General features: G+C 61.2%; 7 protein-coding genes and 1 pseudogene. 3 read left to right on the top strand and 5 right to left on the bottom strand.

What is annotated here, in order from left to right:
• Positions 1 to 75: 75 nt before the first annotated feature.
• The 3 genes and pseudogenes from JFT86_RS10410 (at position 76) to JFT86_RS10400 (ending at position 3,846) form a co-directional block, all read left to right on the top strand.
• Positions 76 to 813: a hypothetical protein gene (locus tag JFT86_RS10410; protein WP_201231449.1), complete on the top strand. Its 738-nt coding sequence runs from the start codon at positions 76 to 78 to the stop codon at positions 811 to 813.
• Positions 814 to 1,020: 207 nt separating this feature from the next.
• Positions 1,021 to 2,475: pseudogene (locus tag JFT86_RS10405) on the top strand (DUF2875 family protein); the annotation flags it as partial.
• A gap of 195 nt (positions 2,476 to 2,670) precedes the next feature.
• Complete coding sequence (locus tag JFT86_RS10400) at positions 2,671 to 3,846, top strand: GGDEF domain-containing protein (RefSeq protein WP_201236650.1); 1,176 nt, start codon at positions 2,671 to 2,673, stop codon at positions 3,844 to 3,846.
• On the opposite strand, the gene JFT86_RS10395 is transcribed toward JFT86_RS10400, so the two are convergent.
• From JFT86_RS10395 to JFT86_RS10375, 5 genes are read right to left on the bottom strand one after another with little or no spacing between them, the layout of a single operon-like run.
• Entirely contained in the window at positions 3,833 to 4,645 is an 813-nt protein-coding gene (locus JFT86_RS10395) for a DUF2135 domain-containing protein (RefSeq protein ID WP_201236649.1), read from the bottom strand. The genes JFT86_RS10400 and JFT86_RS10395 overlap by 14 nt on opposite strands.
• Before the next feature lie 3 nt (positions 4,646 to 4,648).
• Positions 4,649 to 6,268 carry a DUF2300 domain-containing protein gene (locus JFT86_RS10390; protein ID WP_201236648.1) on the bottom strand — a complete coding sequence of 540 codons (1,620 nt, stop codon included), beginning with the start codon at positions 6,266 to 6,268 and terminating at the stop codon, positions 4,649 to 4,651.
• A gap of 1 nt (position 6,269) precedes the next feature.
• On the bottom strand, positions 6,270 to 10,835 hold the full coding sequence (locus JFT86_RS10385) for an alpha-2-macroglobulin (RefSeq protein ID WP_201236647.1): 4,566 nt from the start codon (positions 10,833 to 10,835) through the stop codon (positions 6,270 to 6,272).
• Positions 10,832 to 11,482: a DUF1175 family protein gene (locus tag JFT86_RS10380; protein WP_129395691.1), complete on the bottom strand. Its 651-nt coding sequence runs from the start codon at positions 11,480 to 11,482 to the stop codon at positions 10,832 to 10,834. Before JFT86_RS10380 ends, JFT86_RS10385 begins: the two co-directional genes overlap by 4 nt.
• Positions 11,467 to 13,179: a DUF2138 domain-containing protein gene (locus JFT86_RS10375; protein ID WP_201236646.1), complete on the bottom strand. Its 1,713-nt coding sequence runs from the start codon at positions 13,177 to 13,179 to the stop codon at positions 11,467 to 11,469. Before JFT86_RS10375 ends, JFT86_RS10380 begins: the two co-directional genes overlap by 16 nt.
• Between the last annotated feature and the right edge of the window lie 8 nt (positions 13,180 to 13,187).

Raw genomic sequence — 13,187 nt, 5'->3', positions numbered from 1 at the left:
GGCAAACCATCGGCAAAGCGATTTCCGTACCATCAATCCGCATTACATCAAGGCATCCGACGCCAAGGGGCATCGATGAGCACACTTACCTGTTGCCTGAGCCTGTTTCTCGGTGCGGGCCTGCCCTTTGCAGCCTCGGCAGCCCAAGTGCAGTTCACCGATTACCGTGCTTTCTATGAGTCGCTGGGCAGCAACCTGTTTGCAGGACCGGGGATGGAACTGGCCATGACCTGCTCGGAATCGCCGAGGCATTGCCTTTGGGTCAATGCCATGCGCCCAGCGTTTGAACGTTATGACCAGGCGCTTTGGAGCGCGCCCGATGGGCTGCCACTAAAACCGCCCAAAGGCACGCCCGAAATTGTTTTCGATGGCAAGGCCTTGGCGATCGGCAAACAGCGCTGGCCGCTGCGCGACGTCAGCAACCTCGCGACGCCGGCATGGCGCGTAGGTGATCCGGTCGACCCGGAAAATGTGGCGTCGGCTACGGTCTGGCGCCAAGGCACCTCGGCGTGTCTCGAGATGCAGTACGTGAGCAGTGGCTACGGTGATCGTTACCCTCAGGTTTTGCTGCTACACGGCCAACACCTTTACGCGTTGCCGCGGCTGTTTGCGTCCTGTGCGAGCGTTCGCAAAGCACCACATAATCAGTTCAGCTATCCGGACAATTCCTACCTGGGTCCGGAGCGGGAAAATAATCCGACCGGGCTGAAAATGGATTATCTGTTGCCCGATGGTAAGACTCCGGTTGCGCAGTACCTGCTGCACTTCCCGAATCAGGGAGATCCCTTCGTATTTGAGGTGCAACGCCAATAAGGGTCATTATCGCGGGGGATCAAATCGAAGGCGCATTCGTTGAGGCCATCGAGTCAATTTTCAAGGAGGAAATGCGTGATGACTGACGCTGCACAGGCAAAGGAACCTTGTTCCAGGCAATCGATCCCCTATCCGCCGCCAGCCAGCAACAGCATGCGCGCCAACGATGACGGCACAGCCTGCCGGCGTCGCAAGAGCAAAAACGGCATGTCTCTCAAGCCTGCTTGCCTGCTGCTCAGCGCTTTTTTCCTGACCTCCCCTCTGACTCTGGCCGCTGAGCAACCATTGACGGTCAGCCGTTGCTTTGCCAGCCCGCACTCCCCCGTGACGACCTATACCTCTGCCAAGGAGGCCGCAGCCATGCCTGTTGATGCTCGTTACCGCGCCCCGGTTACCTCGCCCCGTCTGGACACTCTGGATGTGCTCGCCGTCGGGATAAGTCTGGATATCTTCCGTCAGGGCCAGGTCTGGAAAGCCTTGCAGGAACAGAATGCACAACAGGCCGAGGCCCGGCACGTCGGCAGCATCCTGCCTACCGATCCGAAGAAGTACCCGGTGGATGCTGACGACAAAGATATGGCCTACGACAAGCGCAAGGCCGATGCGCTGGAGTTAGGTTTACGCGACTTCGTGGAAAAGTGGCCCATCCCCGCCATCACCGTGGTTCGAGGCTGGACCCCTGACACACCGAACCTGCGTTTCTCTGCAGAAAGAACCCGGCAAATGCTTACCGGTATGGTCAACACATACCGCACGGAAGCGGGCCTGCACTGGCATCGCGTGCGCAATCTGCAAGACGGCGTTATCTGTAACGACACCCCCGAAGGCCTGGTAGAAAACCTTTTCCGACTGTTCGAGCAAAACCCCGACCTCCCCGCCGTGCTGATCTACAACGTTGAAGGGTTCAGCATGTCGTTTGCTCTCTCCGCAAAAAAAGCGCCACTGATTGGTGGGCCTGGCCCGCGTAAACCAGGTGAGCTCACCGACTCGATGGTCGCCATGGTCGTCGGGCGCCCCGAACGCGTCGAATGGCTGCGTTACTACGCTCAGTTTGCCAAGGTGAACAAGAACAGGATTGACCCGGAGTTCACCGGTTGGGGAACGAGCAAACCCGCCGTGGAGTTCCGGCCCTCAATGTTCATTCCTCAGCCCTGGACCCGGCATGCGTTCGAGCAATGGGATGCACTGCCCGTGTTGGCCAGATTACATCGGCCGGTCAATGTATCGCTGCTGCAGCCCGATAACGGTGAACGTCTCAAGCGTGAGGTCATGACCGTCAAACTGGCCGCTGGCTGGAAAGAGGCCACGGACAGACTCGCGCAAAAGCCTACCCGGGTGTTCTTTGACGGGGGCTCGAATACCACGCCACTGGCGCAACTGTTGCCGGCGCTCAACGCGGCACACAGTCCGCTGAACCTGCTCGATTCGCACGCGAGCTACGACCTCACCCAGCGATTGGGTGACACCGGCTCGGCCTCGCCTTTCGTAGGGCTCACGCTCGCGACGATGGCCAGTTATCTGAATGCCGACACCAGCGTGGTCATGCCGATGCGGCGTCAGGATCAGGCGACGATCATCGCCGTAACCTCGCCGACACCCGGCAAGAAACCGCTGGGCAACGAACATTTCGGCGTCAACCTGATGCCACAAACCTCCAGTACCGGTACCCCCCCGTGAAACGTGGATACCGTTTGCGCTCCGAGGAAGTTCTGGTGAATCACTCATCTGCGTGGCCCCCAGACACTTGCCAATTCCACCTCCTCAGTGCTAAATCCCGCCCCATAACCACCCTCTGTTTTTACCCGCATCCCCTTCACCGGCCGGATTCCGGTATTGAGCCTCACGGGAATCCATGGAATGGCCCTGCATATCCCGACCCTGCTGGTCGTTTCCGTCTTCGTCTTCTTTTTGATGGGGCTGTTGACGCTGCACGCCTGGTATCGCGAGACCCGTGAACCTTCACTGGCCTTTCTTGGCGGCATGATGTTGCTGGGGGCGCTGGGTGTGGTGCTGGTCAGCTGGCGTGACCGGGGTGTCGATTACATTCCGATCATTTTCGGCAACGTCGTTTTGTTGCTCAGCGCGGCGTTCAACTGGACGGCCATGCGCACGTTGGTCGGTCGCAAGGCATGCTTGCCGGGGATTCTCGCCGGATGTGTGATCTGGTTGCTGTTGTGTCTGATACCCGCCTTCTACCAGTCGATGTCGAACCGTGTGTTGTTCTACTCGCTGCTGGCATTCGGCTACGGCGTATTGACGACACGAGAACTCTGGCGCAGCCGCGACAGCCTGGACGTCGCGTTCATGCCAGCGTTGCTGCTGACGGTTTCACATACCGTGTTTTATGCCGTGCGCAGCGTAATCGATGAAGGCCTGCCGGTGACCAACGCTTTGCTGGGCAGTGGCGAAGGCGTTTCGTTTTTCTCATTTATGCTGTTTGAGTCGATGCTGTATGTGATCGGCATTGCTTACGTGACGCTGGCGATGGTCAAGGAGCGTGCCGAACTGAAACTGAAGGCCGCAGCGTTCAGCGATCCGTTGACCGGCATCGGCAATCGCCGAGCGTTCATGCTGCACGCCATTCACTTGCTGGACGACAGTCAGCAGCGGGACGAACCGGCGGCGCTGCTGCTTTGCGACCTGGATAACTTCAAGCGATTGAACGACACCTACGGCCATCCTGTCGGCGATCAAGCATTGATCGCGTTCAGCGATGTCTTGATGGAGAGCGTGCGCAAAGAGGATGTATTCGGGCGCATCGGTGGTGAGGAGTTTGCCTGCCTGCTCGGCGCCTGCGATGAGCCGACCGCGCTGGAGATTGCCGAGCGAATCCGTCACTCCTTCGCCCGGCTCTCCATTCCGGAACCGGGCCTGCTCAGCGTCAGTATTGGCGTGGTCACCACCCGTGAATCGGGTTACGACCTGTCGCGGTTGCTTTCGGAGGCGGATCAGGCGCTGTACGGCGCCAAGGATCAGGGGCGTAATCGGGTGCAGACGTTGCGTTCGCTGTATTTGGGCCTCACGGATAACTGAACGACTTCACCAACGTCAACTCGCCCACCGCGCGCATCGGGATGAGGAACGTTTCCATCTTCTCGCTCGGTGTGCCTTCTTCGGTGATCACCGTGACTTGCGCCGTGGTCAACGGTTGCACCGCTTCATCGCTGCCATCTTCATCGCTGCGATAACCACCGCCGAAATAGTTCACGTACACCAGATACTGACCCTTGATCGGTGCCGGCATGGCGAAGATTTCCGGGCCGTAACCGGTGGTCACGTCAACGTCCAGCGCCGCGCCGTTGGCGGCGCTGCGGTTGCCGTACCAGATGTGCGCGCCGTCGGGGGTGACGAGGTGCAGGTCGAGGTCGGTGCCGTCGCTGTCCCACGCCAGCAGTACGCGCAGTTTGGCGGGGGTGGCGCCGCCGCTGGTATTGAGGAATTGCGTGCGATGACGTTGTTGGCCGTCAGGACTGCGGACTTCGACGCTGTTGCTGCCGTTGGGAAAGGAAAACGGCCGGTCGAAGCGGCCGCTTTCGTCGATTTTCAACGGCATGCTGACGCCGTTGACGATCAAGCGGCCGGGCTCGCGGCTCTTGGGCGTGGCTTTGATTTCGCCGCTGATGCGTGCGGTGTTGGCCTGGCCGACCGGGGTGTTTACCGACGAGGCCGGATAGTTGACTGTCTGTCGGAAGCTTTCGCCCTCGCCTTCGGGGGCGCCGCTGCGCCAGCCGCCGATCGGGGTGTCGAGTTTGACGCTGTCGGCGGCGATGGCCGGCGATAGCGCGGTCAACGTGCAGAGCAGCAGCAAGACCTGTGGATAACGGAGTGTCATGGTCTATTCCAGCAAAAGGTGACGGGCAAGCCCTTCGATGTAGGTTTCATCCTGGCCGTTGGGATGTGCTTCAAAGGCCAGGTGCAGATATTCGTGAGTCAGGTCGAGGCGATCCTGCAACGTCAGCACGCCGCGCACATAGATGCGCTGGCGTTCGCGATCAACGAAGGGGCGGCCGAAGGCGAGTTTGCACACGGCGAATGTGCTGACTTCGTTGTAGCCGGTTTCGCTTTCCAGCTTCGGACGCCAGCCGCGTCGTTGTTTTTGCAACCAGTCTTGCGCGGCGGGCAATGCTTCGCAGGAGGCGACCGGATTGTCCCAACGGCTAAGGCTGGCGCGCGGATAGGCATGCAGCAGAATCGCGTCGTAGCGCTGGCCAGCGTTGGCCTGTTCCACGGCTTGCTGCCAGGCGAGTTTGTCCGGGCCGGGTTGATCGGAGTGATAGGTGACGGTGCTGCCGGCCAGTACCAGATCAGCGGTCCATGCGGCGATGTTGCGCGACTCGCTGGAAGCAGGACGTGGCGCGACCCGTTGACGGGTGCTGCTGTCGTCGATGCTCAGGCAGTCGCCGTTGCGCGTGGCGTTTTGCAGCAGATACGTGCGGATCGCCACGGCGAGGGCTTTGGCGGCTTCGGCGGGCTCGGGTTTGGCTTCGCGTTCCAGCACTCGGGCGACGTATTCTTCGCGATCCAGTCTGGCGACGAGTTTGCCGTTGAGCAGAAACAGTTCGCCGTCGCTGTGGATATCCAGTGCATTGCCGTTGGCAAATTCGACGCGGTAGTCGCCCTGTAAAGGGCCGGAAGTTACGGCCCGGTCACCCGCCAGAACGCGGGTTAGCGGATAGCGCGAGAACAGCCCGACCTCGACACAGCGCCCGGCCTCCGCCGGCCATGCCGCTGGCAATACCGTCGCCAACGCCTGACCGTAATGACGCAGAACCATCTGACTGGTGCCGCGCCCACCGGCCCAAACCGGCGAGCCATCAGCCGTCCAACCGGCAAAACCACCCTGCCGCGAATGCGGATCCTGATCGCCGAGCCAGCTCCAGGTTTTCACCCGCAGGCGTCCGCCGAGTTCACCGACGACATTGCCGTCGGCAGCATTCAGCACCACATCGAGCAACACTCGGCGCATCTGATCCTGCGCTGGCAGCGAAGCCAACACCTTGAGCAAGTCAGCCACAGAAACTCGCGTGGCCGGCTGCACCGAAGGCAACTCCAGCAACCACGACGGCGCCTGCCGCGCCTGCCAATAGGTTCGCCAATCTGCAGCCGCAATGCCCAACCGCGCAGGCTCGAAATACAACCCGCAGGACTTCACCAACGCCTGATCACGTTCGATCTTCGCGCCCGCCGAGCAGCAATAGACTTCCTCTTTCGACTGCCCGCGACATTCATAAGCCGGTTCGCGAGCGCCGGTATCCACCAGCCATGCATAGACGAACAACTTCCACAGACTGCCCAGCGGCGTATCCAGCGATGGCGGCAACGGCTCGCGAGCGATCAGTTGCATCTGATTCAACGACAATAATTCACCCTTGTACGCCACGCGCAACGGCTCATCCTGCGCCGTCGCCAGCGCAGGAATCACAGACATCAGCAGCCACAGCAGCGGCCGGGTCATGTCAGTTGACCGTGACCTGACCGAGGGCAGCTTTCGCTTCCTGAGCCTGATGTTGCGGCGCGTAGACCTGAGTGAAACGCACCGGCGGCAGATTGAACTGACCCTTCTGCGAGAACCGCACCAGATGACGCAGGCGCAATTCGCCGCTCAGCGCATCCACCGGCACCGCGTAAGCCAGTTGCCCCGGTTCAAAACGCGCCTTCTCCAGCGCGGTCGGCTCGGTGCCGTCCTTGCCCTGCAACTTGATGCCCCACGTGGTGCGTTCGACATCGGCACCCGGTGGCAGCGGCACTTCGAGCATGCCGTAGCGCAGTGGTTTCGGCGCTTTGCTGGTGAGGATCACTTCGTCCAGATACAGACTGTCGCTGGACAGCGGCTTGGTGCCGACCGGCTCCAGTTTGAAGGTGAAGGCTTCGTCGCCCGGCACCAGTCGCGACAGGCGACGAGTGATGGTCACGGCCATTGGATCGACGGCGGGTTGCTGGGTCTGGAAGCTCAGCGCCGCACGCAGCGGACGCTCCTGAGTGCCGGACACCGACAACACGCTCGGCACCGGCGTCGCACCCTGCCACGTCCAGAACATCTCGCCAGTCGCGCCGTAATTTTTCTTCCAGCCTTCACCCGGCGTCAGCGCGATGGTCGGCGAAGCCTGAGCGATGCTGCGTTGCAACCAGCTCAGCGCCAGTGCGCGTTCGAGGGTCGATTGCTGCGGCAGCAGACGCTGCAGCAACGCCGTCGCACGCGCCTGATCGAACGGTTGCAGCGAAAGATTCAGCGCCTCGGCGAAGGGTTGCGAGCTGACCGACAGACGTTGTTGCGCCGCGCCCACCTGACGATTGAACGCATCAGGCAATGCCACTTTCGACTGCGTGGCCAGCGCTGCGGTCAAGACTCGCGCTGCCGCCAGACCGAGCGCCGAATCCGGATCGCCCATCACCAGACTGTCTTCACCGTCGTCCAGCATCGTTTCGGCATTGCCCTCTCCGGCCTTGGCCAGATCGTCCATCAAGCCGCTGAGCAGCGTGTTGACCGGCAAATGCATCTGCTTGGCGAACGACAGAATCAGCGCCCGTTGCAGCAACGGCGTGTTTGGCGCCTGCTTGGCGTAAACCTCCAGCACCCGCTGCCAATGCTCAGGCGGCAAGGTCAGTTCCAGTACCTGGCTGGCGTTCCAGTCGGCGTAGTAAGCGTAAGCGGTAAGGAACGCATCCGGCTCGCCATCGTAGCCCCACCAGGTGAAGCTCGCCGATGGCCCGGCCATTTGCACCAGACGCAGACGGCTGTTCTGCATGATCAGACGCAGGCGATCGCGGATCTGCGGGCTCGACGCCAGTGATGGATAAGCGATGCTCAGCGGCAGCAAACGGCTGGCCGTCTGCTCGACGCCGCCGTACGGATAGCTGAGCAAATCATCGAGTGCGGAACGGAACAGCGCTTGCGGACTGTCATCCAGACGCAGGCGAATGTCCGTGGCGTCCGCCGGCAGGCTCAGCGGTGTATCGCCGCTGGCCACGTCGAGGCTCTGGGTCTGCGTCACTTGCCAGCCATCGCCGGTCGCACTCAGACGTACGGCGAGGGAGTCGGCGGTTTTGCCATCCTGCACCAGTTCCGCCGTCCACTCACCCGTTGCCAGCGCAAGCGCCGGCAACGGCAGGTAGTTGATGCCGTTGTTCAGCGTCACCGGCAGGCGTTGTTCGGTGCCTGCGTAATGGGTGACCAGTTCAGCCTTGACCGGTTTCTCGGCCTGACTGAACGCAAACACACCCAGTTGCGGCTGATCGCCCTTGCGGAATTTGCTCGGTCCGCTCCACTTCAGGTACAGCGGTTTTTCCGAACGAACAAACTGCTTTTTCTGCCCGACCTGACCGTCATCGGCAATCGCCCGGGCGGTGATGCGCCAGCGGGTCAGCGAGTCCGGCATCTTGAAGGTGAAACGGGTTTTGCCGTCAGCACCGGTCAGTAATTCCGGCTGCCATGCGGCGGTGTCGACGTCTTCACGACGCGGCCGCTCCAGCACTTTCACCCCACGCTCACTACGGTTGGCCTTGCCCGGCGAACCCGGGCTGCCCGGCAACGCCACGTCGTAACTGATGAACGACAGGCTGGCGCTGGTGCGCACGTTGTTGCGGCGCGGGTGGTAGAAGAACTGGTCGATGGTCGGCGCGACTTCCGGTTGCAACGCGTAGACCATTTCGTCGACGACGCTGACCGTCAGATGCGCCGGAACCGCTTTGCCGGCGAACTGCGTGGTCAGGTCAACCGTGACCGTGTCGCCCGGCAGATACACCGCTTTGTCGGTGCTGATCGCCACGTCGATTTGCGGCGCAACCACTTTGATCCCGGCATTCTGGAAGCTGTACTGACCACCTTTGGTGTACAACACGGAGAAGGTCAGGTTCGGCGCGAAGTTGTCTTTCACCGGGATGCGCGCGCGGTATTGGGTGTCGCTGAGTTTTTCCAGTTTCAACCAGTCTCCGCCCTTGGCCAGCAGCGCGGTGGCTTCGACCTTGTCACGCTCCAGCGACAGCAGTGCATCGCTCACCGGCTCCGGGAAGGTGATCAACGCCAGCGCTTCATCGCCGGCCTTGTACTCGGGTTTGTCGAGGACGATTTCCACGGTGCCCGGCACCGCTTTGACGCCATCGCCAGTGACCGAGTGGCCGGTGGCGCCGAGTACACGGCCGTGCTGATCCTTCAATGTCAGGTTGTAAGTACCCGGACGTTCGAAGGCAATGCTGAAACCTTTGTCCTTGGCGGCAAGTTTGCCCTCGCCGGTACTCTGGTCTTCCAGACGCACCCAGCCGTAACTGCTCGGCGTGACCGCTTTGCTCTGCTCGGTGCCGCCCTCGTTGGCGTAGCTGAACGCTACCTTGTCATTGGCCGCACTGAAGCGTTGCGGCGCGCTCAAGCGGAAGCTTGCAGCACCACGGTCGATAAGGATTTCCTTGGTGGTCTTGACCCGATACGCCGCGCCATCGCTGGCAAACACGGTGAGCATGTAGCGGCTCGGTTTGTCGGCGGCCGGCAAGTCGAGGGTCGCGTTGCCCTTGCTGTCGGTGGTCAGTTCGGTGCTGGTCAGCTCCACCGGAAATTGCCCGAGGTATTGCAGCTCGTTGTCGACCATCGACAATTGCTGGGCGCGCAGGCTCAGGGTCAGTTTAGCGTTGGCCACCGGTTTGCCATCGGGGTATAGCAACACCAGACTGCCTTTGACCGGCTCGCCGGTGCGGTAATCCTGTTTGGCCAGGTTCAGCGAAATCTCGAAGTGCGGCTTGATGTATTCCGCCACACGGAAAGCACTGCTGTAGGCCTGATCCTTGTAGTTGAAACGAATCTCGTAGCCGCCTGCTACCGCGTTGTCCGGCAGCTGGAATCGGCCCTGAGTGCCGGCCTTCGAATCGAGTTTCAAATCGAGATGCTGCAATTCGGTGCCCGTCGCATCAAGCACGCTGACAGTGACATCAGCCGCCCCCGGCAACACCGAATCCCGGGCGTTCTTGAACTCGCGGCCAACGATTTTCAGCGACACCCAATCGCCCGGGCGATACAGCGGCCGGTCGGTGAAGGCATAGAGTTTGGTGTCGTAGATTTCGCTGTCGTAATAGAAATTCTCGGAGACGAACACCCCTCCCTCTTCATCTTCGCCGATCACGAACGAACGCTCCGGGCTGACGTGTTTCAGGCGCAACAAACCATCGGCATCGGTGGCACCGCTGCTCATCACGCCGAGGCCGTCGGTCCACAGCACAGTGACCTTCGGCACCGAACTGCCTTCGTGTTTGCGCGCCGCCCAGACCAGCAATTCATCACCGGCAATCTTGCTCACCGCGACGGTGTTGGAGACGAAGACCATGGTGGTCGCGCGATACTTGCCGATCAACGCTTCGACCAGATACAGACCCGGCTTGAGGTTGCCCAGTGGGATGTAGACGTTGCCCGGCGCGACACTGACGAAATCGCTGGAAGAACCGGCCAGATTGACCCCGGCCGGCGGCTGGATCGGCTTGGCCTGCCACAGCGGATAACGGAACTGGCTGACCACCGGCAGACCCGGGATCAGCGCGAATTGCGGCTGCGCGTCGTACGGCGTCGGCGCAGCGATGGCATTGCCCATCTTCAGTTCCGGCACTTCTTCGGTGACCTGTTTGCGCGATTCGTAGGAGAACGCACGCTGCATCACCCGGCGGGATTTGCGGTACCAGTTGTCCCACAGATACGCGAGGGTGTTGGACAGGCCTTCACCCTTGAACTGGCCATCGCTGACCACGCGGTGCAGGTTCTTCTGGCGCTTGAGGAAGTCCAGCGGCTTGTCGATGCGGTACACGCGAATGTCGGCGCCGCCATAGGGTTCCATGCGGAACCGGCGGTAGTCGCGACCCGGCGCTTCGAGGCGCACCATTGCTTGTTCGTCGGCAGCGAAACTGCTGTCGGCGAGCAGGAAGAAGCTTTCACCGGACACCGGCGTATAGCCGCTTGGCTCGACGGAGTCTTCAGCATTGGCCGCCGAAAATGGCAGGGCTAACAGCAACAGAAAAGGCAGTAAACGCAACATGCGGGCACCGGTCATTGGGAGAGAAAGTTCAGTCGATAGACGCCGATGAAGTTGGGGTTGGCTGCGTCGGGTATCCATCGGGTGTCCTTCCATGTCATGAGTTGCTGCAGGCTTGCCGAACGCATGCCGTTGTCAGTGGGGGTGGTGGTGCCGGTGTGATAGGCGATGTAGCGACCCATCCAGATCATCAGGTGCTGGTCGTCGCCCTGATCGAAAAACATCAAGTCACCGGGACGCGCCTGCGACACGTCGCGGCTGACCAGGTGGCTGTTGAATTGAATCAGTTTGATCGCGTTGACGTACGGCCCGACCTTGCCACCGCCCTGCTGCCATTGCTGGGCGAGCTTGCGCTGGTCATCGCTGAGCGACAGTTCCGGCGGCAGGTAGCGATTGGACAGGCCATTGCTGCGCAGCCATTTGTCGTCGTGGACTTTCAGCGCTTCGTTGGCGGCAAAACGCACCAGCCCGGCACAGTCCTGCTGATACCAGCGCGGACTCGGCCCCTGGCTCAGTTGTTCCTGAGCGATGCGCACAAACCAGGCGCGGAAGACCTGGGATTGCGCCGGATCGAGAGCCGGTGCCTCGACGGCTCGGGCGCCCGCGCTCAGTAACAGCGCGAGCAGGCCGAGGCTGCGGATCAGTGCCGTCACAGCGCTTTCCATTCCAGCGGCAGCCATTGCCAATGACCGTCAGGCTCGCTGCCTTCCGGTAAGGTCAGCGCGTACTTGCCGTAACCACCGAGGGTGCGCAGCTTCGGGATCAGGTAGGTTTGCGCGGCGTTGTAGAACACCGGTTCCATGTCCTGCGGCAGGCTGTCGAGGGTTTCCTGCTGCATCAGCTGCGCCATCGAATCGGGGCCGAAATAGATCGGCATCAGCACATCTTTGGGCAGCACGTCAGCCATCGGCGGAAAGCGTTTGTCGAGCGTGCCGAGGGCCTTGTCGACCAGTTTGTCGTCGAGGGAAAACAGCAGTGTCGAGCCGTGACGGGCGAGGCTGACTTTCATGAACGCCTTGCCGCTGATCGCGTCCGGATTCTCGGCAGTCTTCGCCGCATAGGGGCCGAAATTGGAGCTGACCTGACGCTGCCAGACGTGGCTTTGACCTTGTTGTTTCTCGACCACCGGGAAGACGTTTTCTTCAACGTTGGACTCGAATGCACCGACCATCGAGCCGAACAGTTTGCCGAGATCACCGTCGAGTTTGCTGCTGTCCTCGTCCCTCAGACTGGCAACCAGCAATGGCGTGTACAAACGTGAATCCGCATACCAGCACAGACCCGCTGCGCCGGCCACATGTTCGGTGAGGGTCTGCGCCACGGCTTCTTCGGCGCCGAGCTTCACCAGCAACGGCTTTTGCGGTTCAGCGGCGACCGGCAAGGTCACGCAAGCACTCGCGCCCAGCGGCATCGCCTGCCACACCGGTTTGAAATCGAAATCCGGCTGGTTGTCCAGCTCATCCATGGCGAGGTAGCTGTGCCAGCCCTTGTCGTCCATGTCGAAGCGCAGCCCGGCGAAGTTGGGGATGAAGCGCTGATAACCCATGGCAAGGACGCTGGAATTGACCGAGAGACGCTGTTTGGTCTCAGGGGTTTTCGCCGGCAGGCCGAAGGCTTCCGGGAACAGTTTGTCACCGTTGAGCAGTGCCGCCAGCGCTTGCGGCGAAACGTGGCCCGACTCTTCGGAGACGCCACTTTCGGGATCGTAATACTTGGCCGGGTTGGACAGCACCACCAGTTTGTCGCCGTGAGAGGCGAACAACAGGGCTTTGCTGGCGTTGTAGGTCAACTGATACAGCGGCACCGTGTCGCCACCGACCTTGAGTTCGCCCATCTGGCTGAGTTGCGTGTCATCCAGCGCGACTTTCGCCAGTGGCTCCAACAGCTTGGCCAGCCCGCCGCGATCCATCACCAACAGGAAATCCTTCAACCGGCCATCAGCGCCGCGCCACAACGCGACGTCTGCCGGCTGATCGAAAAGCTGTTCGATCAAACTGTCCTGCAGCTTCAGGTCATGTTCGTAAATGATCCGGCGCAGGCTGCCGATCAGGCCGAGGCGGTCGGCGTGGGTTTCGTAGTAGAAGACGAAATCTTCGGTGAGCGTGGCCTTGAGGAACGGCACCGTCAGCAAGTCCTTGGGCAACTGGCTCAGGGAACGGGTTTCGAGCAGTGCATCCGGGCGGCTCAGACCGAGTTTGTCACTGGCAAGTGCAGCCGCTGGCGCCTTGGGTTTGTGCAGCAGCCAGCCGAGCCCACCGGCCACGCCGGCCACCAGGCACAGCCCGACCAACAGCAGAGGCCAGCGCCGGGAAGGTTTGCCGGCAGGCGTTTCAACGGCCGGAGTAACAGTGTTATCACTCATGTTCACAA

The organism is Pseudomonas sp. TH06 (genome assembly GCF_016651305.1).
GTDB lineage: Bacteria > Pseudomonadota > Gammaproteobacteria > Pseudomonadales > Pseudomonadaceae > Aquipseudomonas.
Note: the sequence above shows the minus strand (reverse complement) of the source record. Positions and strands in the feature narration are given on the sequence as shown.